Genomic DNA, 22,007 nt, shown 5'->3' on the forward strand with positions numbered 1-22,007 from the left:
CCTGTTCCGCGGTGTCGGCCGCATCAGGGCTATCGGGTGGCACGCTCAAGATGCCGCGTCGCCAGACGCACAGGCACATCACTGCATCGACTCCATCCGGGATGTCCACGTCCCAGCAAGAGGGCCAATGAGAGCAGTATCCTGACTTCTGGATCAGTGCTCACCCCGACCTTCCAGCCGTCAAGCCGTGGTCGATGTGGGGTTCGCTCCCCAGTCACAGTGGCGGGACCATGCCGGATTCACACCGGCTTCCTACCTACTCATCGGGCCGGTCGGGCCGACCAGCGCCACAACAATAGCCGACCGATGCGCCCTACTGCTGACCAGACCGTGCGGGAGGCCCACAACCGCAGCTGCTATGCCCTACATCGCGAGAAGATCACCGCTGCCGCGATTCGCCGGACCTCGCATTTGACGGTGTTTCCTGGACTGACACGCCGAGCGATGCTCGGCGGTAAAGGGGCCGTGATGACGACACTGGAAGATGTGACCAAGAAGAAGGCCGAGTAGTCCGCCGAGCAGCAGGCTGCGTCGAGCGGGTCCGACTGGCACGAGAACAGGGCCTGTCGCTGACCGGACCCGACGGGCTGCAAGCAGTTAACCAAGACAGTCCTTGAGACCGCGCTCAATGAGGAGATGACCGAGCACCTCGGTTATGAGAAGCCGACCCGCCCAGGGCGGGGTCGGGCAACGTTCGCGACGGCACCCACACCACGCCGTACTTACCGTCACCACCGGCTCGGTCGAACTCGGCGTGTCAGACCAAGATCAGATCCACCGTTGTTCAGACACTCCCAGGGGCATCCACGTTCGAGCCCCAGATCGTCAAGAAACGCCAGCACCAACTGTCCGGGGTTGAGGGACTGTCGCGCTAACGCGATAGTCCCGGGTGGCGTCGCGGCATCGGGACAACGACATGCGTGGCTTCGGCTCCTTGGTGAGTGAGTTCCGCGATCGCTGCCGACAGTGTCCGGATCTTGGCACGTAGTTCTGTGTTTTCGGCGGCGAGTTGGTGATTGTGCTCGCGTGCCTGGGCGAGTTGACGTAGCAGGGCAAGGGCATTCGTGGCAACAGGTCCGGTTGCGGCGGCGGCTTTGAACTCGTTGAGCAGGTCGGCGTGGTGTTCGTAGAGTCGTTGTCGGGGTATCCCTGATTCGCTGGCCAACGCGACAACGGTGTGGGCGCCGTTGCCGTGTTGGGCGGTGTTGTCCCGGATTCGGCTCATCGCGGCCAGTACGAGCTGGCGCTCGTCATCGGTTCTGGTGGTGCGCGGCGGCGGCACGGTCATGTTGCTGGTGTCCTGTCCGGGTGGGTGTTGCTGGTCGGCTGGATTCGTGTGCGTCGAGTGCCTTTTCGTGCTCGGTGAGCCGTGCACGGATGCGTTGTCGTAGCGGTTCGGGCAGGGTCAGGCTGTTGAGGTCGTGTGTGAGCGTGTCGGCATGGGCGCGCAGGTTCGCGACGTCGCGATCGGTGCGGGCGGCGTTGGTGCAGTCGAGACGGCAGCGGCTCCAGACGGGTCCGGTCACGTCGTCGGTGTGTGGCAGGCACGCTGCAGTGGCGGGGCGAAATACACAGCTGACCAGCGCGCCGTGGTGGATCTGCAGATCCGGGTTGGCCATCGCGGTGTTGACCTGGCTGGTGGTGGTGACGGTTAGGCCGGCGAAAGTGTTCGCGCGGCCGACGCGGGCCTTGTATTCGTCGGCTGCGGGGCCGGAGACGTGTTCGCCGCGCTTGAGTCGGTGGGCGTCATCGTGGAGGGTTTCGGCGCGGTGCAGGAACTGTTCGAAGGTGATCTCGTCGAGAAATCCTGCGTCTGCTCCGCCAGCGTAACCTTGGATGATCTGTGTGTGCAGGTGACCGTATTGCGTTGCGCCGGCGATGGTTCCGCCGGGTCGGCGGACGATGTGCCAGGCCAGTGTGCGCCGCAAGCGCGGCACCTGAATGGCGCCCTGCGGGTCGTCGGGAATCAGCGGGTGATCGACGGCGGGGGCGACGGCGCGGTTGAACCAATCGATGAAACGGGTGATGTCGGTGTTGATCGACCCGGGTGTCCTCGTCCGGTGGGATCCGTAGAGGAACTGTTCCTGAGAGCACCACTGGAATCCGGGGAAGAGCAGATCGCCGCCGGTGATCTGTTCGAGAACACTGACCGCGTGGGCGGTTTCCTCGGTTACCACCCACGGGATCGTGGCCGGTGATCGGTCCCCACGCCGCTCACCTGTCTTGAGCTGGTGGCCGGACATGAACGTCAAACCCAGCTGCGGGTCTCGGGTGATGCATCCGCGACGCAGGTTGAGGGCTTCCCCGGTCCGGACACCGGACAGGTAGGCGATCACCAGAAAGCAAGCGGTGGTGATGTAGCGAAGGTGTTCGACGATTTCTGGGGCCTCGATAGGGCTGTGCCGCCATCGGCGCGTGCCGATCGTGCTGAACGTGGTCGTGCGGACCATGTCTGCCTCGATAGGCAGTGCGTGGGCGGCCAGCATGCTCGCCGTGTCGTTCATGCGTGTGAGTTCGGTGTGGTTGAGCCATCCCGCCACCGCCAGGCCCGTGAGATCGACCGAGGTGCTCTCGCCGGTGCTGACACCCGGAAGCGGGTCGCCGCGGTGGGCCAGGGCGGTCAGCAGACTGTCGAGCTGTGCGGTGGTGGTGTCGTGCAGCGACACCGTGCTGGTGCGAGCGCGGCGGATATCCGGTGCGATGCGATGCGCCAACGCGCGCATCGCGAGGAGGTTGCGTGCGGCAGGAAGCAGATCGGCGGCGACAGTGGTGCTGACGGCCAGGGCCGCCGAGAGCAGTGGCTCCATGACATCGGGATCAATGCGAGCTGTGGTGTTCGGCTTACCCCAGGAGGACTCGTACTGAGCGAGTCCTCGCGCGCTGGCCCTGCCCCACAGTGTGGCGGCCGGAAGCCGACATTGCGTTGGAAGGACGTCCCGGTACAGGTGGAGCCGCTTGACTGCCTGCAGCGATCGGCGTTGAGTGCCGGCGCTGACCCCGGGTGCGTCGGTGACGTGGAGCAGATAGCTGTCGAGGTGGTCGATGCTGACGTGACTGAAGGAAAGTACCTCCCGCTCTACGAGCCACCTGGTGAACCGACGCAGCGGCACCAATTCACCCAGAATCGTCTTGACATGCGGGTACGGCGAACGCGACGCATCCAGACGGGGCGCGTTGTCAACGATGTTGAGCAAAGCGAACAGGTAGAGCTTGCAGGCCTGGCGAAACGGCTCCGGAAATCGACCCCAATGCACAGCTTGTCCGGCGCTGTGGCGGTCCTGGATGGCCGCGGACAGATCCCATACCGGGTCGCCGAATCGGCACCTGGTTGCAGGGATGAACAGCGGGCGGTTGAGTAGCACCTCGGTGTCCGGGGTGAGGTGGACACCGGCCACCGTGTCGGGAATTCTGGCCGCTCGCGTCACGGTGCTTCCAAGTTTCCCGACAGCAACAGCGTTGCGGTGCGGTGATCGCGCTGAGCGATCTGGCCGCGCGCCGCATCCAGCTGGGCCGGTTCGTACTCGGCGAAGATGTCCTCCAGCTGCGCCAGTGGACCGGCATACTCGGTGATCCACTGCGCGATCGGCATCTCGGTGCGCAGGTCACGAAGCCGGTCGGCGACTACCAGCTGAATGGGCAGGTGCCGCGGAAACGCGCGGGCGTTGCTGCAGTCCAGACATGCCAGAAACGACGCGCGGCAGCGTCTTCCGTCGACCGGGGAATGCTCGAAATCAGCACAGCTCCCCAAAACGGCATCCTGGCCAGAACCGTTGTCCTCGATGCTGGAATGTACGGTCATCGAGCGGCGGTACAATGCTTGGGCGACCTGGGCATTGAGCGCCTCGGCCACGATGTGAAACCCCTCGGTGCGCACCGAATCCATCCGGCCCAGATAGCCCGCTAACGTCGCTGGCGTGTGCGCTGTCGGCATACGGACCCGTTCCAGATACGTTTTACGTAACCGGTCCATGCTGATCCCCATCAGCAGCTGATCACCTTCGGTATCCCCGGTCAGCCACGGCGCCATCCACCGTCGCCGTGCGTCGACACCACTGGCGGTGCTGCTGATGCCGTAGCCGAAGCGTTTGCCTTCCACCGCGTCGGGCTGGGCGCTGTAATAGACAAAAGCCTGCCGGCTACCGGTCAGCGCGCGAGCCGGCTCGGTCAGCTCCAGCAACAACATGAACACCCCGTACGCCGTCGTGAGCGACGTATTGAGCACCGCGGCGCGCTGATGGTCGCCCCCGAGTGGCCGAAGCTCTGGGCGCAGCGCTGTCACCGGCACCGTCATCACCGATCGCCGGCCGCGGCGGGCTTTGTCAGCGTGGACGAAGACGATGCCGGGTTCGTCCGGGCTGCTCGCGGATCGGTGTGGGGCCGGCAGTGCGTCCAGCGTCGAGAGGTTTAGGCCGGTCAGCCCGGCCAGCAGCACACCGAACGCCCACGCCTCACCCGGTGTCACATGCAGCAACGGCAACAACCGACACCCGCCGGCAGACCTGACCGCCCGGCGTGTCACGTACGCCCTGGCACCCGACGCGGTGCGCGGAAAGTCACCTTCCCGGGCGCAGTGATCGAGCACTTCGGCCAGACTGCGACGCGGATCGGCTGTGGGGAGATGATCGAACCGACCGCCGCGAAAATCGGCAACCATCTCCCAATGCATCCGCAGCCGACTTCGCGCCCGCCGAACGATTGCCCGCGCCACCACATTGATCCGGCGAAACTCGTCAGCCGAATATGGTTGTCGCGCTGAAAGATTCCTTTTATGGCGCACCCGCGCGAATCCATGACAGACCTGCTCGGAGACGACAGGACTGCACCGCAGCAACGTCTTGAGCGCCGGCGCGGGACCCGGTCCACTGGGCACTCGACAGGACATGGCCAGCAACCCGGCATCAGCGACAGACAGCGCGGCCAGTCCCTCGATCCCCGGGCGGTTCTCGTCCAGCCAACAGCACGCGTGCCGGGCGGCCTGCCACAACGCACCAGCGCCCCGCACCCGCTTGGACACTCCCAACACCCCGGTAGCTTCCTCGAACGCGACCGCAAAATCGTGACACACGCCGCCGTTACCCGGGAGGCGACCGAAATCGAAATCCTTCCAAACCCCTCCGTCCTCGCTGACAAACCTCACGATCAGACCGCGGCGCCGCGATACGGGACGCCACGCTGGATCCGGCTGCGCCGCAGGTCGACCCGTCACCGATGCCCTGTCAACACACGCGGCTCACCAACGCCGACCGTGGCAACGAGACGCTCCAGGGATTGCCGATCATCGGCATCCATCAATGCGACAAGTTCCTCGACCTGCAATGCTTGAAAGGGCTCCAGATACACATTCCGGGTCACCTCAGCGCTGCGATGCCCCAACAAGGTGGCCAGCAGGAACCACACATCGCCGAGCTGATTGCGGAAGTCTCGCTGCTCCTGTGCGGTCAACATGCCGGTGCGGCGCCACGCCACGAACGTCGCGATGCAGTACCAGCGCAGCGCGAAGGAATGCCTCAACATGTGGGGACGACACCACAGCGGAGCACCGTGCTCGTGCGTCAATGCCCCTGCGACTCTCGCGTTCGCCCTGTCAAAAGTCTTGTACCACGCGTGCTTCGGGCGGGGCGTCCCGTCATGGTTGAGCCACAACCACATCGGCTCCAATCCACCACGCACCCGGCGAAACATCTTCATCCGCAACAGCGGATCGAGCGCATCCAAACTCACCACGCGCCGCGAACCCTCTTCATCGACAACGTCCAATCGTCTGTCGCTGCGAACCCGTTCAACGATCCAGCTATCCACCACCTGCTCGTAGCGACCCGCCGCCTGCGCACGGGCGACGGTCGCAATACGACTGCCCTCGTGCAGATAGAAATCAACCTGTTGAGAGACGCGGTGTCGCATCCAGAAGGTTCGTCCGCTACCACCTTTGGCGCAGGCGGACGCAACACGCGAACGCGTCAGGCCCTCCGAGCCCGGTGTCGGCACCTCGCTCGTCAACACACTGGACCACTCACCGATGCGCAAACCGGTCCCGAACAAGCCGTCGACGAATGCGGTATCACGATCCTCGGTCGATCCCCGCCAATCAGGGTGCGGCATACCAGCCCCGGTGAAGCCACGCAAACCTAGGTTGCGCCACAGTCGAAATGCTTGTGGAGTAAGCCATTTCACGTCTGACCTGCGCATCCCCGACGGGGTGCTCTCCAAAGTCACACGCTGCCCACCCGCCCATGACGTGGCTATCGCCCGTGCTCGAACCGGGTTCTCAACTCCCTGATGCTCGGCCGCCCACAAATAGAACCCGCGGATCGCCGACCGATCAACGCAGAAGCTGGCAGCACTCACACACTGGGGATTCTCCCGCGCCGACAGTCGCCACTCCTTGAACGCAGCGAACTCCGATCGCGACGCGTGGTCCCACCGAACATCCACCGCGTGCAAGAAATCCAGCCAGACCTTCAACGACAAGGCGTACCGGCGCACCGTCGCCGTTGCTCGCCGTCTTAACACCGGATCGCGCCAATAGGCGTTCACCACAGCATCCGCACGGCCCCACGGATCAAGAAAGAACGGTGTGCCATCACGCGCACCATTGCGCTTCGCCCAGTCCGCAATGTCACCCAACCCGGGCACCACATCGTCCACCGAGACGAAACGGCGCTGGAAGTCATAGAAGTGCAGAGACCAACCGGCAGCAGATTCACCAGCCATTACGGATCCCTCTCACCGCGCGGGCAACGATCCCATCATTACCGATGCCACATCTTGAACGCCCTCGACACGCCCTGTCGGGCAGTGAACGGGGGTGTGAGACGAGGAAGGTTCGGAAGCCGTCAAGGTTGCGTGTTTCAATATGGCGCAAGAGATTTCGAAGTACGTCTCGCGCGAACTTGCGCTGGGCGTCAGTGGATTCGGCCGGCGGTGACAAAGTGCTCTCCGTTCATTCCTTGTTCGTCGATCGCCCGGTTCAATGGATTCAGAGGAAGTGGCTGGCCTGAGCAACCTGGACTTCGGAACTCCACCGTGGAACAGCGCTCAGGATTTCTGGCATGGTCTGATCGACATAATCGGGCTCTTCGCAGTTGAGGGTGTAGAGGTCGTCGGCGCGTCGGTGCCGGGATAGGGGTCGAGGTCTTCCGATGATGGAGGTTCCTACGCCATCCATCTGAAAGACCTCGACGTGCCTGACGCTACCGGTCGGGCGGGCTTCGCCTGCGCTGACCTGACGACTTTCTGCCGCCTCGACGAGCTCGGGTTGGAGGTGACCGGCCAACGCCTCGACCCTGATCGGGCCGTGCTGGCGTGCCGGGTCGCCGATGAGGATCGGTGGTGCCGCCGCTGCGGCGAAGAAGGCGTTGTACGTGACAGCGTGACTCGCACGTTGGCTCATGAACCGTTCGGGTGGCGACCCACGGCTTTGCTGGTCACGATCCGCCGTTACCGTTGCGCCGGCTGCGCTCATGTGTGGCGCCAGGATGCCAGCGCCGCAGCCGAACCGCGGGCCAGGCTGTCCCGGCGTGCTCTGCGGTGGGCGCTGGAAGCCCTTGTCTGCCAACACCTGTCGGTGGCCCGGGTCGCCGAGGCGCTTGCGGTGTCGTGGAACACTGCCAACAACGCCGTGCTCGCCGAAGGTCAGCGGGTGCTCATCGCCGATCCGGCCCGGTTCGATGGCGTCGCGGTGATCGGCGTCGATGAGCACGTGTGGCGGCACACTCGCCGCGGCGACAAGTACGTCACCGTCATCATCGATCTCACGCCCGTGCGTGACGGGACCGGCCCCGCACGGCTGCTCGACATGGTGGAGGGCCGCTCCAAGAAGGCGTTCGCCGACTGGCTGGCACAGCGGCCACAGGAGTGGCGTGATCGTGTGGACGTTGTTGCCATGGACGGGTTCTCCGGGTTCAAGACCGCCGCCACCGAAGAACTGCCTGACGCGGCCACGGTGATGGACCCCTTCCACGTGGTCCGCCTGGCCGGCAACGCCCTCGACGAGTGCCGACGCCGCGTGCAGCTGGCCACCTGCGGGCACCGCGGCCGCAGCACCGACCCGCTCTACCGATCGCGACGCACCCTGCACACCGGGGCCGACCTGCTCACCGACCGCCAGAAAGCCCGACTGGCCGCACTGTTCGCCGCCAACGCGCACGCCGAGATCGAGGCCACCTGGGCGATGTATCAACGCACCGTGGCCGCCTACCGCGAACCAGACCGCACCAAGGGCCGCACCATGATGGCTGCACTGATCACCACGCTGAGCACAGGCGTCCCCACGTCGCTGACCGAGCTGATCACCCTCGGGCGGACACTGAAGAAGCGTGCCGCCGACGTCCTGGCCTACTTCGACCGCCCCGGCACCTCCAACGGGCCGACCGAAGCGATCAACGGCCGCCTCGAACACCTGCGCGGATCCGCCCTGGGCTTCCGCAACCTCACCAACTACATCGCCCGGTCCCTGCTCGAGACCGGAGGCTTCCGAACCCAGCTCCGTCAACCTCGGCGGTGAAGAATCCTCAACGCGTGTTCAACGCGGCCAGAGCGTCATTGGTCTCGGCCACCGAGAAACGGTCGGGGTGCCAGCCCCGGGGCAGCCAGTCCCTCATCTCCTGCGCACCGAGTCCCATCGGCGTTTCCCGCGGGTCGTACCCGCCGCGAACCCACGCAGCCAACTCCTCATAGCCGCCCAGGCCACCACAGTCCTCCGGCGGACAGGCCATCTTTCCCGTCAGACACACCGCAGCCGGGGGCGGATCATCGAAAACGTCTTCGACCACGAGCACGTGGTCCCATCCGTCGCCGAAGTCGTAATCGTAGAACAACCGCTCGCCCTTATCGGACACCACCTGATCGAGGCGCACGCTGTCCTCGACGACACCGTCGTCGCCTTCGCTGAGATCAAACCCGGTGACGAAGTAGGCACGGGTCCGCCGGTCCGCCCCGACACCGAACTTATGCAGATGACTGTCCTGCCAGCCCATAACGACCTGCAGCACAACATGGAGCTCATCGAGCATGAGGTCGCCCGGCAGGTCCAGCCGACGCCAGATCGGCGGCTTGGCGTACATCAGGTCGACGCGCACCCGGAAGCCCCGCGCACGATCCGGCACCGCCCGCACCTCGGGCGTCGGCTCATCGAACATTCCCGCGAACACGTTCCGACCAGCGTCGGCCATTAGCTTCTGCAGCAACGCCAGGTCCACACTGCCCCCGGACACTCCGCTCTTCCTCTTGCTCTTCCGCTTCTTCTCCGGCACACCCCAAGCCAACCAGACCCCTCGATCACAGCGCGAAAGCAGCTGATCGTCTCTACACCGTCAAGTGCGAAGAGCCCATAATCGGGAGGCGCTGACTTTTCGAGGCTATCCACCAGTAGAGAGTAGAAAGATGCCTGATGGGCAGTGAACGACAATAATGCGCTTGGCGATGTCACCAATTCGAGAGTGAGCCCTGACGGTGTTCGCTTTGGGGTCGAGCGGATAATCGTCCATGCCGTACGACCGTGGTTGCGGTCAGTCTGTTGCCAGGAGTAAATGCTCACGCTTGCAGCAACTATCAGGGCCGTGCTGGTCGTCCTGATCTGGTCGGCGAGACGCATCTCTAATAGGACCCCGAGCGTCGATGCTATACCGCTGTAGCGGATTTCTATTACTTGCGCCTCGGTCAGTGCGTCCTGGTCGGCAAATGGGTTGACTGCATGAGCGTCGCCAACGGTTGGATTCCCGGGGGACGATGTGAATAGCTGTTCAAGCGTTGGCATTCGTCGAGCGTACGTGCTACAGGTAGAGTTCGAGGGGCGACATTTGTGTAATGGCAGCGCTGGTTGTCAGCGTCTCACTTGTCAGGTTGCGGTGGTGCAATTTAACGTGCCATCGATAAGGCGCGCGCTTTTTCCAGAAATTCACGTTGCTCGGGCGTGCTGGCCGAGACCGGTCGGTTGATACGGTCAAGGATAACGATCGACGGTGCGAGTACGGACTCCACCATTGCGCGCCCTACCTGATGGGAGCTGCGGAAATTCTCCTCGAAAACTTTCCGCACAAACGTCTCGAAGGTGGCGGGGTCAATGTAGTAGTAATCCGAAGCCATCGCGCTTAGTCCAGTGGGGAGGCCGAAGTGATCGCCGAGTTGAGTGAGGAACCGCACGTATAGATCGCCGACGCGTAAAGCGGGACTCCACACGGTGTCATCACCGACGTCGAAGACGTAGCTCACGAGGTCCAATCTATCAGAATTGTTACGCCCGGGTGCTTCGCTCTGAGTTCGGCTGCAGCCTGCTCAACTGCAGCCCTTAGCGCAGGATCCACGCCTGGGTTGGTAAATCTGATTCCGATCGGCGCGTTTTCTAGGCCGACGATGAATTGTTGAGATTCGATATATTTCTCTATCTTGTTCACGAATTGTTTATTTACCCACTGTTCGGGGTTCCCTGCGGACGTTGCAGACTTTTCTTCCCACAGAACCCCATTTTCAACGCGGTCGATGTCGGTGATCGTTCTTCCTAGGTCACCGGGCTTGTCGCTCTGTATTTCCGTCGCTCCATCTGGGATGTGGTATCTGTCATCGCTTCCCAACATTGGCCGGGACGAATCGGGGAAGGACACATCACCATCGACCGTGGGCGGCGAGTGATGATCGGGAGTGGGAACGCTGTCAGCGTGCTCGAGGCGTGCTGGGGACTCGGTGGCGGGACCCGACGACTGCGGATGTTCGGACGATGTGGGTGTCGGATGGTCGACCGGCGCTGTCCCAGGACGATCAAGGGTGGGCGGTGGGTGATGGCCGGCAAGGTTTGCTGCTGCATCGTCGGCCCGAGCTTCTGCTGCGGCAAGGGCTTTCGGGAGAACGTTTTCACCTGTGAGTCCAGCGGCGCCTTCGAAGGCCTCGCGGCCGAGTAGGGTTTTCAAGCCGTGGATGGCGGCTTCGCCGCCTCCTTTGACCATGGCCGCCGCCTCGGGTGCTCCGACCGCGAGGGTGACAGCGTTGAAAAGAAGTTCATCATCTGGGGTGACGCGGCCAGGGTCCGGTGTGTTGGTGGAGACCAGTTTCCCGTCTTTGAAGCTGTAGGAGGTGCCTTTCGCCTGGTCGAAGAACTCGCCCGTGCCGTTCTTCAGTTGTCCATAGATTTGGAAGGGCACACCCTTGTCGACGCCGTTGATCAGGAAGTGTCCGTCCGGAGATACCGTCACGGACTTCGGGTCGATGTTCGAGTAGTCGGGAATGTTCCCCAGGTCGTTGAGGGCGGTGGCCAGTTCAGCTTTCAGCTTGCGGACCTTTTCGAATGCAGGGCTGCCGGCCCCACCTGTATACGCGGCGCTCATCGCCTCATCGAGCTGCTTCTGTATGCCGCGAATTTTGGTCATCTGGTCGATGACGGCCTGGTTGGTCGCCTCTTGGAGCTCTTCGAGCAGAACGGTGGGATCTGTGTGCGGCGCACCATCGGGTACCTGGATTGGTTTGTCGGCGACCGCAACCCGCAGCGCGTTCCCTATCTCGACATCGGTGGCAGTGGCTTTGACAAGTAGAGCTTTGAGCCGCTCCTCGGCGGTCGCCCGCACCCGTTCTCGTTGTGCGGCTTCGTCTTCGTCGGTAACGTCCGCGGCTTGAGGATCCACCACCGAGCCATTCGGCTGTATCTGCATACCCAATGACTCGGGCTCGGCGCGCGCGGCTGCCAGTTCGTTGATACACCAACGCACGTCTTTGATCGCGGTATCAATGATGCCCGCGACTGCGGTTGTTTCACGATGCTGTTGGTCGACTTCGACCATCGCTTTGCCATGTTCAGTACGCCACGCCTCGGCCGCGTCTCCATGCCAATCGTCCAAGCTCTTCTTGGTGGCATCGAGGCCGTCGCCTAGCCGCCGGAGGCTATGACCGGCATTGAGCACACTGTCTTTCACCTGTTGAAGAAGGCCGACGTCCCACTGCTCGATGTCCGGAATCGAGACCACGGGCTAAAGGGACGTTTCGGACTTCTGAATCTCGTCGGAGGCGCTATGGTCCGTTGTGAGATAGCCCGCAACGGCTTCGGACATCGCGCTACCGATCCGTCCTACCTCGGTGTGCAATGCAGCCCGTTTGTCCGCCCAACACGTCGCCACGTGCCCGAGGGCGGCGGCGATCTCGCCGTTCCACTTTCCGGCGGCACTCACGAGCTCATCGTCGTGGTTGGAGTGTTCACGTCGTGACGTGTCCATGTGATCAAGCATGGCGCTTGAAGCGTGATGAAGACTCTCGACATTGACACGCAACGGCTCAGGCATAGTTCCCCCTCAGAGAAATACTGATAGACAATTTTACTAGCCCGGATTTTTCGTCGATGGTGATGGCGGTGGATTTGTAGGGCGTGATGGTTGGTCGGGTGACGTCTGCGGTCACAAGGCATGCTGGGGTGGTCCCGTGTCGCCGGGTGGGGCGGGCTTTCCCATGGCCGGTAGGTCTTTCGTGATCGATCGGTCGGGAGGCCGGCTGTTATCCGAAGGCGGTGCGCAGGTGTTGCCAGGCGGTGGCGATCGCCGATGCCCAGCGCCAGGTGGCGTCGATGCGCAGCCGGAGTTGGCGGGCGCCGCGGGTGATGCGGGCTGCGACGTGCAGCACGCGGTAGCGGAACGTGGCGATCTCGGCGCGGGCCAGCGTCGGATCACTGGTGAATCCGATGAGCCGTGCCCAGGTGACCAGGTCGGTGGCGGCCAGGACGATCTCGAGCCAGGCGGCGTTGGCCCAGAAGCCGTGACACGGCAGGTTGCGTAGGCCGGTGTTCTTGAGTTCGCGGATGCGGTCCTCGACGCGGGCGTGCTGGCGGTGCCGCAACTCCAGGCCGGCGACTTGGCCGGCCACGACACCGGTGGGTGTGTCGGTGATGAACGCGGTGACGCGCATTCCGTCGGTGTCGGTGAACCGCAGCTGGGCGCCGGGATGCGGTCTCTCCTTGCGCAGGATCAGCCGGGTGCCCGGCGGCCAGCTGTTGAGGTTGACCAAGGTGGTGGCCTCGGCGACCCAGGCGCCGTCACGGATGCCGCCGTCGGTGTCGATGGCCGGGTACCAGCCCTCGGCAAGGTTGAGGGTGTCGGCGGCGTCCTGGACGCGGGCGTCGACGGGGTAGCCGAAGGAGAATCCGACTCCCTGCTCGCGGCAGGCGTCGGCGAATCGGTGGGTGGCTCCGGCGGTGTCGCAACGCACCAGCACCTGGGGCCGGTCGGGATCACCGCCACGACTCGAGTCGGGCCGCCACGGCGCGGGCAGCGCTGCCAGCGCCTGGGCCAGGACGATGATGTGGTCGCTGGCGGTGTTGGAGCCCGCGTTGCCGCTGCGCAGCAGCCCGGCCAGGGCTTCCCCGCCGGCGATCTCGGGGCGGTCCAGGAACGCCAGCAGCGGATGGTGTCCGAACGTTTTCTTCCAGGTCGGCGTCGCGCCGTGTTTGTTGTCGGAGTGATCGATCACCACGGTGGCGTCGATGTCGATGTGCAGCCAGCCACCCGGTTCGGGGGCCGCACCGGCGGCCCAGGCCGCCGCCCGCGCGCTGGCGCGGGCCGCGCGCACCGCAGGCAGGTGTGCGGCGTCGATGCGCTCATCGACCAGCCGCCACATCGTGGTCGTGGAGGCTTTCGCGCCGAACGCGTGCTCACGGTCGCCGCACAGTTGGCCGACCCCGTCAATGCAGTCCGCGCCGTCGGCGACCGCCGCGGCCAGATCGGCGAACACCTCGCCGGGTGCGTAGGTCCACGGCCCGCGGTAGGTGTCGGCCAAAGCGCCGGTGACCTGCGCTGATAGGCCGGTCCGGTCGGCCAGTTCCCGCAGTAGGCCCATCCCGGCGTGCGACACGACCCCGTGGCCGTCGGCTGACACTTTCACCCGCGATGCGGCCGCGATACTCTTCACCTGCGAAGTGCCTTCCCGTCAGGATGGTTGAACCCTAGAGAAGTCCAATTATCCCTTGCAGGACAGGCACTTTCGCTTATCTACACGCCCTCACCAGAGATAATCCGCGAAAAATCTGGGCTAGCGCGTGCCGAAGTAATGCGTCACAGATTCGCGGCACGCCTCAGACGTTTGACCAGCGTGGAGTCGTGGAAGGTGCGGTTGTGGTAGCGGCCAGCCCGAATCATGGCTGACGGGAAGCCGCGGTTCGACGTCTTCCAGAATGTTGTCGAACGGCTACAATCGGCGATGTTGTCGAACGACTACATGGTGGTGGCGGGATGCAGATCAAGACCATGGGCGACGTCGGTGCACTTGTTCGCTCCGCTCGAACCGCACGCGGGATGACGCAGGCGGACCTTGCCCAGCGGTTGCGCATCAGCCGGGATTGGGTCGTCCGACTCGAGAAAGGCCACCCTCGGCTTGAGGCGCAACGTGTGATTGACGCGCTGCGTGTCGCCGGCGTGAGCCTAGAGGCGACCGTGGCTGATACGCAGGGGAGTGGTCCGCGTAAACGGGTCCGAAAGACCAGTGTTCAGAAGCCCGCGCCTACCTCGAAGGCGCCAGACCCCTTCGACGCACTGTTTGGCACTAGCCAGGATTGATCTGGACGTTGCGTGTTTGTCGTTGTCTCGCCGCGAATCCGTGCTCACCCCGCGATCGGTCGATGAACATCCAACAGTGCAAGGTCGGCTGCGGTGCGTCCGGCCAACCATCCTGCGCCGTTGGATACCGACAATTCGCGGGGAACTGTGGTGGGAAACAGTCGATCGGTCAGGTCATCGGTGGCCTGGCTACGTGCGGCCAGAACCGGAAGCAACGCGTCGCGATCCATCTCCGTGGCCACCGTCGCTGAGGTGGCCGTGAGGCGTTCACCGATACGAGCGGCGTAGGACAGAAGAAAAGACTGGCGGAACGAGCGTGTCCGGGTCTGCCGGCCGTTGGTCCCACGGCCGGCCGCCAGCATCGCCCGGTTGGCCTGCACCAGGAGCGAGGTGGACAGCAGCTCAACGAAATCCACATCGCAGTCGGCACCGATGACCGCGACGAATCCGATCTTCTCCGCGCACACCATGCGACACCGGTTGGCCGTTGCCACGGACTGCACCAGTGCCGACTTCGCAACGACGTAGGGATTGTCGATCCAGATCCGCCGGGCAACGGCCTCCATCGCATCGTTGCGTTGGTGGTCCCGAATCGCATGGTGCAGTGAGTATCTGCTCATCAGCTCTTGGGCCTTGGCCGAAAGCGCTTCTGCTTCTTCGGTGAACTCGGTGGCCTCTGCCTTGGCCAGCAGCCCGCGCACCCGGCTGAGCACTTTGGCGTCGGCCTCGTTCGCAGCGACGGAAGCCACGTGCTGGGCGGCGCCTGGCAGTGGAAGCAATGGTTCCAGGATCGGCAGGGTTCCGAGGAACCGCAGCACCTTCAGCACCACCGTCAATGCCGTGCGATGGTGGACACCTTGTCTGCTTGCCCAGCCCCACATTTGGGGAGCGTCTGGGATTCCGCCGGCGGACAACGCCGCAACCTCCGCGCGCCATCGCGGATGCAGTGCGGTGGAGGCATATTGGCGGGACTCGAGAACGATTGCCTCGGCGAGGTAGCCGGCGCTCGATGCGTCGAGACGGCGACGAGCGAACTCATGCAGATCATTCGGCGCCCAACCTGCCTGCCACGCCCCGCCGATGGCGACGGCCATGGCACCATCGGCGGCGACATCGAGATCGTGCGCCCAGTCGCGACACTCGTCGAGCAGTTCGGTGGCATGGGATTCGGCGTCGTGGTCAGGACACATCGCGCAGTGGTGCAACCGTGCGATGAGATGGTCGAGTACGGCGACACGGTCGTACTCGGGAGCGGTGTTCCAGCGTCCCTGTCGGGACGACGCGCGCCGGCGATCCTTCTGCTTGGCGGCGCGTTTTTGGCGATTGCGGCGGCTCATGTCTGGATTCTGGCGGAGGGGTCTGACATGAAACGCCGACGTTCGGCTGCCGCGAAGAAACGCGCCCTGTCCGCCCTGCAACCAGACGCACCTCGTGCCTACGCTGTGCCGCATGCTCACCGAACTGGTCGCCCTTGACGGCGGCACTTTCCGCATGGGATCGCAGGACTTCTATCCCGAGGAAGCACCCGTGCACGAGGTCAGCGTCGCGCCGTTCTCGATCGAGCGTCATCCCGTCACCAACGCACAGTTCGCGGAGTTCGTCGCCGCCACCGGGTATGTCACGGTCGCCGAACAGGAACTCGACCCGGCCGCGTTCCCGGGCGTGCCCGCCGACGAGCTGGTGCCCGGCGCCCTGGTGTTCCAGCCCACCGAGGGGCCGGTGAACCTGCGGGACTGGCGGCAGTGGTGGACGTGGGTGCCCGGCGCGTGCTGGAAGCACCCGAAAGGACCCGGATCGTCGATCGACGACGTGCCGGATCACCCGGTGGTGCAGGTCGCCTACCCCGACGCCGCGGCGTACGCGGCCTGGGCCGGTCGCCGGCTGCCCACCGAGGCGGAGTGGGAGTACGCCGCGCGGGCGGGCGCGACGACCGTCTACGCGTGGGGGGACGACGTGCGGCCCGATGGGCAGTTGATGGCCAACACCTGGCAGGGGCGGTTCCCGTACCGCAACGACGGGGCCCTGGGCTGGACGGGCACGTCACCGGTCGGCGCGTTCCCGCCGAACGGGTTCGGCCTGGTCGACATGATCGGCAACGTGTGGGAGTGGACCTCGACCCGGTACACGCCCCGGCACAGCCGGCGCCCGGAGGTGTCCGGATGCTGCCCCGCACCGGGCGGGGACCCGTCGATCCATCAGACGCTCAAGGGTGGCTCACACCTGTGCGCCCCGGAGTACTGCCACCGCTATCGGCCCGCGGCACGCTCGTCGCAGTCGCAGGACAGCGCCACCACGCACATCGGTTTCCGCTGCGTCGCGGGCTGACGCAGTGGCGGATTTCGCACCGTAACGCCGTCGCATAGCCGCTGGCCTAGGACTTTACGAAGTAACAGGTGGCGTAACACTGCACGTATCGCCACCCGGTGATTCCGGTGGCACAGTAACTCGCATGACCCGGCGCCCCCACATCCCGCCAAAGGACTTCCCCCGTCCTGCGACGCGCGAGTACGCCGGCACCCGGGCCGATGCGGCCCGGTGGGCCCGTGACGTGCTGCGCGGCAAGATCCTCGACGGCGTCTACGGCGGGCTGGCCGCAGCCCGCCCCATGCTGCCGCCCGAGAACGAACTGGCCGCCGAGTTCGGCGTCAGCCGCAACGCGATCCGCGAAGCGCTCGAGCTGCTGCGCGGCGAGGGGCTGATCACGCGTGTGCAAGGCGCGGGCACGTTCGTCACCGGCGCCAAACTGAGCCAGCGCATCGACCGCCTCGAAGGTCTCGCCGAATCCCTTGCGGGACACCAACTGCCCGTGGAGAACACGGTGTTGTCGGTGCGTGAGTCGGTGGCATCGCCGTTCGTCGCGGCCAAACTCCAACTGCCCGAGGGCGCGCCGATCCTGTTCATCGAACGGTTGCGCTCGGTCGGCGGGGTGCCGCTGTCGCTGGACACGACCTCGCTGCGGCTCGGCGCGGTCAGCGTCGACGACAACCTCGACCGACAGGACGTCTTCGCGCTGATCGAGCGGGAACTCGGGATGCGCCTGGGCTGGGCCGAGATGACCGTCGAATCGGTGTCCGCCGACGCCGATACCGCCAAACTTCTGCAAATCCGTTCCGGTGCACCGCTGTTGTTGCTGCACCGGCTCACCCATCTCGAAGACGGCACCCCGTTCGACTTCGAGACCGTGCGGTACCGCGGTGACCGCTGCACGCTGATGACCACCGCCGCCCGGGGAGTCGACGAGCCACCCCAGGCCCCGCAAGAGCCGCCACAGTAGCCGGCGCTTCTCCACCTCACCTTCACCCGTAACACCCCCGTTTACAGAGAGGTAGTTCAACCATGCCCGAAAAACCCAACATCGTGTATTTCCACGTCGACAACCTGGGAATGGGCGAGCTCGGCTGCTACGGCGGCGGCATGCTCCGCGGCGCCGACACCGTCCGCATGGACGCGTTCGCCGCCGAATCGCTGAAGCTCACACACTTCGTCGTCGAACCGCAGTGCACACCGACCCGCTCGGCGCTGATGACCGGCCGGTACCCGATCCGGTCGGGCAACCACACCATCGCCCTCGGTGGCAACGGCGGCGGCATCGTGTCCTGGGAACGCACCATGGGCGACATCCTGTCCGAAGCCGGCTACGCCACAGCCTGTTTCGGCAAGTGGCACATCGGGGCCGAGGACGGCCGGTGGCCGACCGATCACGGATTCGACGAGTGGTACGGGCCGGCCCGCACCTACGACGAATGCCTGTGGCCCGACGACCCGTGGTACGACGGCGAGCGCGACGGCTACTCCTACATGTACGAGGGCACCAAGGCCGACGGCATCCACGCCACCGACCAGCAGCTCACTGTCAAGCTCAAAGGTGAGGTGGACGCCGAATATGACCGGCGCGCAAAGGCGTTCATGAAGCGCAGCGTCGAGGCCGACAAGCCGTTCTTCTTGTACCACAACCACTCGCTCATGCACTTCCCGATGGAGGTGCGCGAGGAGTTCAAGGGCAAGAGCACCAACGGCCAATGGGGCGATTCGCTGCTGATGCTCGACCACGACTTCGGCAGCATCCTCGACTACCTGACGGAACTCGGCATCGACGACAACACCATCGTCATCATGGCCGGCGACAACGGCGCCGAAGATCACCTGGCCGGGCGCGGCACGGCAGGCTTCTTCGACGGGTCCTATTTCAGCTCGGCCGAGGGCGGCATCCGCACACCGTGTCTCATCCGCTGGCCGGGCAAGGTCGTCCCGCGCGAGAGCAACGAAATGGTGCACGTCACCGACATGTTCCCGACGCTGCTGCGCTGGGTCGGGTGCGACATTCCGGACGACCGCATCATCGACGGCATCGATCAACGGGACTTCTTCAGCGGGGCAGAGGAATCCAACCGCGACGGCTGCATGGTGTGGCTCAACGAAGAACTGCACGCCGTGAAGTGGTCACAGTTCAAGATCAACTTCAAGCGGCAGCAGCACTTCCACGATCCAGAGGTCCCGCTGGGCTTCGCCCGCATCACCAACCTCCTCGAAGACCCCAAGGAACGCGAACCCGTCAACCAGACCTGGGTGCGGTGGTGGGTCATGCAGCACGCCTACCGGTTCATCCAGGAGTTCGAAGCCAGCGTCGAGAAAGAACAACTGATCCCGGCCGGCGCACCGCTCGATTTCGTCCCCACCCGCAACCCGTAGAACCCCGAAGCCCTGCCCCGCATCCGGGGCAGGGCTTCCCCCTCGAAGGAGCCGAGCCATGTCCACCACCAACTACGACGCCGGATCCATCACGATCCTCGAAGGCCTCGACGTCGTCCGCAAACGTCCGGGCATGTACATCGGCTCCACCAGCGAGCGCGGCCTGCACCACATGGTGTGGGAGGTCGTCGACAACGGCGTCGACGAGGCCATGGCCGGCCACGCGACCCGCGTCGACGTCACCCTGCTCGCCGACGGCGGCGTGCAGGTGTGCGACGACGGCCGCGGCATCCCCGTCGCGATGCACGAAACCGGCATCCCCACAGTCGATGTGGTGATGACCCAGCTGCACGCGGGCGGCAAGTTCGACAGCGAGTCCTACCAGGTGTCGGGCGGGCTGCACGGCGTCGGGGTTTCCGTCGTGAACGCGCTGTCCAAGCGCCTGGAGGTCGACATCCACCGCGACGGCCACGAATGGCACCAGCACTACGACCACTCCGTGCCAGCCACCCTGACCCGTGGCAACCCGTCCGCCCGCACCGGCACCACCGTGAGGTTCTGGGCCGATCCCGACGTGTTCGAGACCACCACCTACAGCGCCGAGACCATCGCGCGGCGCCTGCAGGAGATGGCGTTCCTCAACAAGGGACTGATCCTCACGCTCACCGATCAGCGCGACCCCGACCCGCAAACGCGGACGTTTCACCACCCCGGCGGACTGATCGACTACGTCACGCACATCAACCGGGTCAAAGACGCGATCCAGCCCAGCATCATCGCGTTCGACGGTGCGGGGCCGGGGCACGAGGTGGAGATCGCGATGCAGTGGAACGCGGGGTACTCGGAGTCGGTGCACACCTTCGCCAACACCATCAACACGCATGAGGGTGGTACGCACGAGGAGGGTTTCCGTGCGGCGCTGACCAGCGTGGTGAACCGGTATGCCAAGGACAAGAAGCTGCTCAAGGACAAGGATCCCAACCTCACCGGTGATGACATCCGTGAGGGTTTGGCCGCCGTGATCTCGGTGAAGGTGGCCGAACCGCAGTTCGAGGGCCAGACGAAAACCAAACTGGGTAACGCGGCGATCCGCTCGTTTGTGCAGAAGGTGTGCCACGAACAGCTGACCCACTGGTTCGAAGCGAATCCCGTTGAGGCCAAGGTGATCATCACCAAGGTCGCGTCGTCGGCGCAGGCGCGGATCGCGGCGCGTAAGGCGCGTGAGTTGGTGCGGCGCAAGAGCGCGACCGACATCGGTGGGCTGCCGGGCAAGCTGGCCGACTGCCGTTCGACGGATCCGTCGAAGTCCGAGCTGTATGTGGTGGAGGGTGATTCCGCGGGTGGTTCGGCCAAGAGCGGTCGGGATTCGATGTTCCAGGCGATCCTGCCGTTGCGCGGCAAGATCATCAACGTCGAGAAGGCCCGCATCGACCGGGTGCTGAAGAACACCGAGGTGCAGTCGATCATCACCGCGCTGGGCACCGGTATCCACGACGAGTTCGACATCTCCAAGCTGCGGTATCACAAGATCGTGCTGATGGCCGATGCTGATGTGGACGGCCAGCACATCTCGACGCTGCTGTTGACGTTGTTGTTCCGGTTCATGAAGCCGTTGGTGGAAAACGGGCACATCTTCTTGGCGCAGCCGCCGTTGTACAAGCTCAAGTGGCAGCGCAGTGAGCCGGAGTTCGCGTATTCCGATCGTGAGCGTGACGGGCTGTTGGAGGCCGGGCGCGCGGCGGGCAAGAAGATCAACGTCGACGACGGTATCCAGCGCTACAAGGGTCTGGGCGAGATGGACGCCAAGGAGTTGTGGGAGACCACGATGGATCCGTCGGTGCGGGTGCTGCGACAGGTCACCCTCGACGACGCCGCCGCGGCCGACGAACTGTTCTCCATCCTCATGGGCGACGATGTGGAAGCCCGGCGCGGATTTATCACCCGCAACGCCAAGGACATTCGTTTCCTCGACATCTGATCACACGAGCGCCAGATACGTCATCACCAGGACGCCCTCGGCGATGATCGCGACACCGGCCGCCCGGACATGAGTCCGGGCGGCCGCGGCGCGCGGATGGGCCAGCAGCCGGCGACGCCGGTGGGCGCCGAGCGCGAACACGCATGCCGCCAACATCGCGACTGCCGCCACCACAACAAGCCGTCCCGGCGCCTGCAGAATGTCCCTGTCGCGCAGCAGCACCAGCACGCCGGAGGCCGCGATGGCCAGTGCCGTTCGGGTCCAGGCCAGCGCGGTGCGTTCGGCCTGCAACCCCCGGTCCTCGGCCAGCGCCTGGCGCGTCATCGGAACGTCGCGGCGATCGCCAGGGCGACGGTGACCAGGCCCATCATCGACAGCCCGGCCGCCAGGTAGGTCGGCACCGCGACGCGCGGCAGCGGTTCGTCGCGGCGCATCGCGCGATCCACCTGCGACCACCGGTGCAGACCCGCCATCGACGTCAAGATCGCCATGGCGCCGACCGTCATCCCGAGGACGTGCCGAAGGCCCGGAATCGTCAGCTCCGGCAGGAACTGCACCACCGCGACGGCCGCGGCCAGCAGTCCGAGCGAGGTGCGTTGCCAGGCAAGGAACGTGCGCTCGTTGGCCAGGGTGAACCGGTAGTCGGGTTCGATCAGCGTTTCGACGCTCACCGTTTTCGGATTCTCCACGGCTCCAAGCATTTCCGAACAATCAGTGCTGTTCCAGAGCCGATTCGGTGGCGTAACTTCGCTGTCGTACCGGTGCGGATGGCGTAACTATCACGCAACGTCTGATGACAGCGAGGTAACAGAAGCGGTCGA

Annotated in this window: 18 protein-coding genes, 1 pseudogene and 1 riboswitch; of the genes and pseudogenes, 7 read left to right on the top strand and 12 right to left on the bottom strand. The window is 64.7% G+C overall.

All coding sequences use genetic code 11. The features are described from left to right. Positions 1-115: 115 nt before the first annotated feature. Positions 116-297, bottom strand: a riboswitch (cobalamin riboswitch). A gap of 212 nt (positions 298-509) precedes the next feature. Beyond that, positions 510-860, top strand: a pseudogene (locus AT701_RS36105) (transposase); the annotation flags it as partial. Between the two features lie 11 nt (positions 861-871). On the opposite strand, the gene AT701_RS06245 reads toward AT701_RS36105, so the two are convergent. The 4 genes from AT701_RS06245 to AT701_RS06260 all read right to left on the bottom strand — a co-directional run bounded on the left by AT701_RS06245 (position 872) and on the right by AT701_RS06260 (position 6,711). Beyond that, the gene (locus AT701_RS06245) at positions 872-1,288 is read right to left on the bottom strand and encodes a hypothetical protein (RefSeq protein WP_058125441.1); all 417 of its coding nucleotides are present in this window, start codon (positions 1,286-1,288) and stop codon (positions 872-874) included. Further along, on the bottom strand, positions 1,251-3,425 hold the full coding sequence (locus tag AT701_RS06250) for an integrase (protein WP_014878713.1): 2,175 nt from the start codon (positions 3,423-3,425) through the stop codon (positions 1,251-1,253). The genes AT701_RS06245 and AT701_RS06250 overlap by 38 nt, the downstream gene beginning before the upstream one ends. Then, positions 3,422-5,137 (bottom strand): hypothetical protein, encoded by a 1,716-nt coding sequence (locus AT701_RS34040; protein ID WP_223495391.1) that lies wholly within the window; start codon positions 5,135-5,137, stop codon positions 3,422-3,424. Before AT701_RS34040 ends, AT701_RS06250 begins: the two co-directional genes overlap by 4 nt. 65 nt (positions 5,138-5,202) lie before the next feature. Beyond that, positions 5,203-6,711 (bottom strand): site-specific integrase, encoded by a 1,509-nt coding sequence (locus tag AT701_RS06260; protein ID WP_058125442.1) that lies wholly within the window; start codon positions 6,709-6,711, stop codon positions 5,203-5,205. Between the two features lie 469 nt (positions 6,712-7,180). Here AT701_RS06260 and AT701_RS06265 point away from each other — a divergent pair, with 469 nt between their 5' ends. After that, positions 7,181-8,503, top strand: coding sequence for an ISL3-like element IS1096 family transposase (locus AT701_RS06265; RefSeq protein ID WP_011726739.1), 1,323 nt, complete (start codon positions 7,181-7,183; stop codon positions 8,501-8,503). Between the two features lie 7 nt (positions 8,504-8,510). Here the strand turns inward: AT701_RS06265 and AT701_RS06270 are convergent, their stop codons facing one another. The 5 genes from AT701_RS06270 to AT701_RS06290 all read right to left on the bottom strand — a co-directional run bounded on the left by AT701_RS06270 (position 8,511) and on the right by AT701_RS06290 (position 13,875). Then, a complete protein-coding gene (locus tag AT701_RS06270) occupies positions 8,511-9,212 on the bottom strand; it encodes a plasmid pRiA4b ORF-3 family protein (RefSeq protein ID WP_011726740.1) in 702 nt (233 codons plus the stop codon). A 643-nt stretch (positions 9,213-9,855) separates the two neighbouring features. Beyond that, positions 9,856-10,209 carry a DUF6086 family protein gene (locus AT701_RS06275; RefSeq protein WP_058125443.1) on the bottom strand — a complete coding sequence of 118 codons (354 nt, stop codon included), beginning with the start codon at positions 10,207-10,209 and terminating at the stop codon, positions 9,856-9,858. Beyond that, positions 10,206-11,948: a hypothetical protein gene (locus AT701_RS06280; protein WP_058125444.1), complete on the bottom strand. Its 1,743-nt coding sequence runs from the start codon at positions 11,946-11,948 to the stop codon at positions 10,206-10,208. The genes AT701_RS06275 and AT701_RS06280 overlap by 4 nt, the downstream gene beginning before the upstream one ends. Positions 11,949-11,951: 3 nt before the next feature. Then, a complete protein-coding gene (locus AT701_RS34645) occupies positions 11,952-12,260 on the bottom strand; it encodes a hypothetical protein (RefSeq protein ID WP_058125445.1) in 309 nt (102 codons plus the stop codon). 208 nt (positions 12,261-12,468) lie between these two features. Beyond that, positions 12,469-13,875: an IS1380-like element ISMsm3 family transposase gene (locus tag AT701_RS06290; RefSeq protein ID WP_011726768.1), complete on the bottom strand. Its 1,407-nt coding sequence runs from the start codon at positions 13,873-13,875 to the stop codon at positions 12,469-12,471. Positions 13,876-14,195: 320 nt separating this feature from the next. On the opposite strand from AT701_RS06290, the gene AT701_RS06295 reads away from it, so the two are divergent. Next, positions 14,196-14,519 carry a helix-turn-helix domain-containing protein gene (locus tag AT701_RS06295; protein WP_058125446.1) on the top strand — a complete coding sequence of 108 codons (324 nt, stop codon included), beginning with the start codon at positions 14,196-14,198 and terminating at the stop codon, positions 14,517-14,519. Between the two features lie 44 nt (positions 14,520-14,563). Here the strand turns inward: AT701_RS06295 and AT701_RS06300 are convergent, their stop codons facing one another. After that, entirely contained in the window at positions 14,564-15,856 is a 1,293-nt protein-coding gene (locus AT701_RS06300; protein WP_058125447.1) for a DUF2786 domain-containing protein, read from the bottom strand. Positions 15,857-15,968: 112 nt separating this feature from the next. Here AT701_RS06300 and AT701_RS06305 point away from each other — a divergent pair, with 112 nt between their 5' ends. From AT701_RS06305 to gyrB, 4 genes are all read left to right on the top strand, one after another. Further along, positions 15,969-16,844, top strand: coding sequence for a formylglycine-generating enzyme family protein (locus AT701_RS06305; protein WP_058125448.1), 876 nt, complete (start codon positions 15,969-15,971; stop codon positions 16,842-16,844). Between the two features lie 124 nt (positions 16,845-16,968). Continuing rightward, positions 16,969-17,793: a GntR family transcriptional regulator gene (locus tag AT701_RS06310; RefSeq protein WP_223495395.1), complete on the top strand. Its 825-nt coding sequence runs from the start codon at positions 16,969-16,971 to the stop codon at positions 17,791-17,793. 62 nt (positions 17,794-17,855) lie between these two features. Continuing rightward, positions 17,856-19,208, top strand: coding sequence for an arylsulfatase (locus tag AT701_RS06315; protein ID WP_058125449.1), 1,353 nt, complete (start codon positions 17,856-17,858; stop codon positions 19,206-19,208). A 58-nt stretch (positions 19,209-19,266) separates the two neighbouring features. Next, positions 19,267-21,186 carry a DNA topoisomerase (ATP-hydrolyzing) subunit B gene (gene gyrB, locus AT701_RS06320; protein WP_058125450.1) on the top strand — a complete coding sequence of 640 codons (1,920 nt, stop codon included), beginning with the start codon at positions 19,267-19,269 and terminating at the stop codon, positions 21,184-21,186. Here gyrB and AT701_RS06325 read toward each other — a convergent pair whose 3' ends face one another. Both AT701_RS06325 and AT701_RS06330 read right to left on the bottom strand, forming a co-directional pair. Then, positions 21,187-21,510, bottom strand: coding sequence for a DUF202 domain-containing protein (locus tag AT701_RS06325; protein WP_058125451.1), 324 nt, complete (start codon positions 21,508-21,510; stop codon positions 21,187-21,189). Further along, on the bottom strand, positions 21,507-21,875 hold the full coding sequence (locus AT701_RS06330) for a YidH family protein (RefSeq protein WP_081319396.1): 369 nt from the start codon (positions 21,873-21,875) through the stop codon (positions 21,507-21,509). Before AT701_RS06330 ends, AT701_RS06325 begins: the two co-directional genes overlap by 4 nt. Positions 21,876-22,007 lie beyond the last annotated feature (132 nt).

It is taken from the genome of Mycolicibacterium smegmatis, assembly GCF_001457595.1.
Classification (GTDB): domain Bacteria; phylum Actinomycetota; class Actinomycetes; order Mycobacteriales; family Mycobacteriaceae; genus Mycobacterium; species Mycobacterium smegmatis.

What these genes read in the sequence shown, in the direction of transcription:
- AT701_RS06305 (WP_058125448.1), top strand. Translation starts at nt 15,969, where the DNA reads ATGCTCACCGAACTGGTCGCCCTTGACGGCGGCACTTTCCGCATGGGA.
- AT701_RS34645 (WP_058125445.1), bottom strand. Translation starts at nt 12,260, where the DNA reads ATGCCTGAGCCGTTGCGTGTCAATGTCGAGAGTCTTCATCACGCTTCA.
- AT701_RS06245 (WP_058125441.1), bottom strand. Translation starts at nt 1,288, where the DNA reads ATGACCGTGCCGCCGCCGCGCACCACCAGAACCGATGACGAGCGCCAG.
- AT701_RS06310 (WP_223495395.1), top strand. Translation starts at nt 16,969, where the DNA reads ATGACCCGGCGCCCCCACATCCCGCCAAAGGACTTCCCCCGTCCTGCG.
- gyrB (WP_058125450.1), top strand. Translation starts at nt 19,267, where the DNA reads ATGTCCACCACCAACTACGACGCCGGATCCATCACGATCCTCGAAGGC.
- AT701_RS06300 (WP_058125447.1), bottom strand. Translation starts at nt 15,856, where the DNA reads ATGAGCCGCCGCAATCGCCAAAAACGCGCCGCCAAGCAGAAGGATCGC.
- AT701_RS06325 (WP_058125451.1), bottom strand. Translation starts at nt 21,510, where the DNA reads ATGACGCGCCAGGCGCTGGCCGAGGACCGGGGGTTGCAGGCCGAACGC.
- AT701_RS06260 (WP_058125442.1), bottom strand. Translation starts at nt 6,711, where the DNA reads ATGGCTGGTGAATCTGCTGCCGGTTGGTCTCTGCACTTCTATGACTTC.
- AT701_RS06295 (WP_058125446.1), top strand. Translation starts at nt 14,196, where the DNA reads ATGCAGATCAAGACCATGGGCGACGTCGGTGCACTTGTTCGCTCCGCT.
- AT701_RS06315 (WP_058125449.1), top strand. Translation starts at nt 17,856, where the DNA reads ATGCCCGAAAAACCCAACATCGTGTATTTCCACGTCGACAACCTGGGA.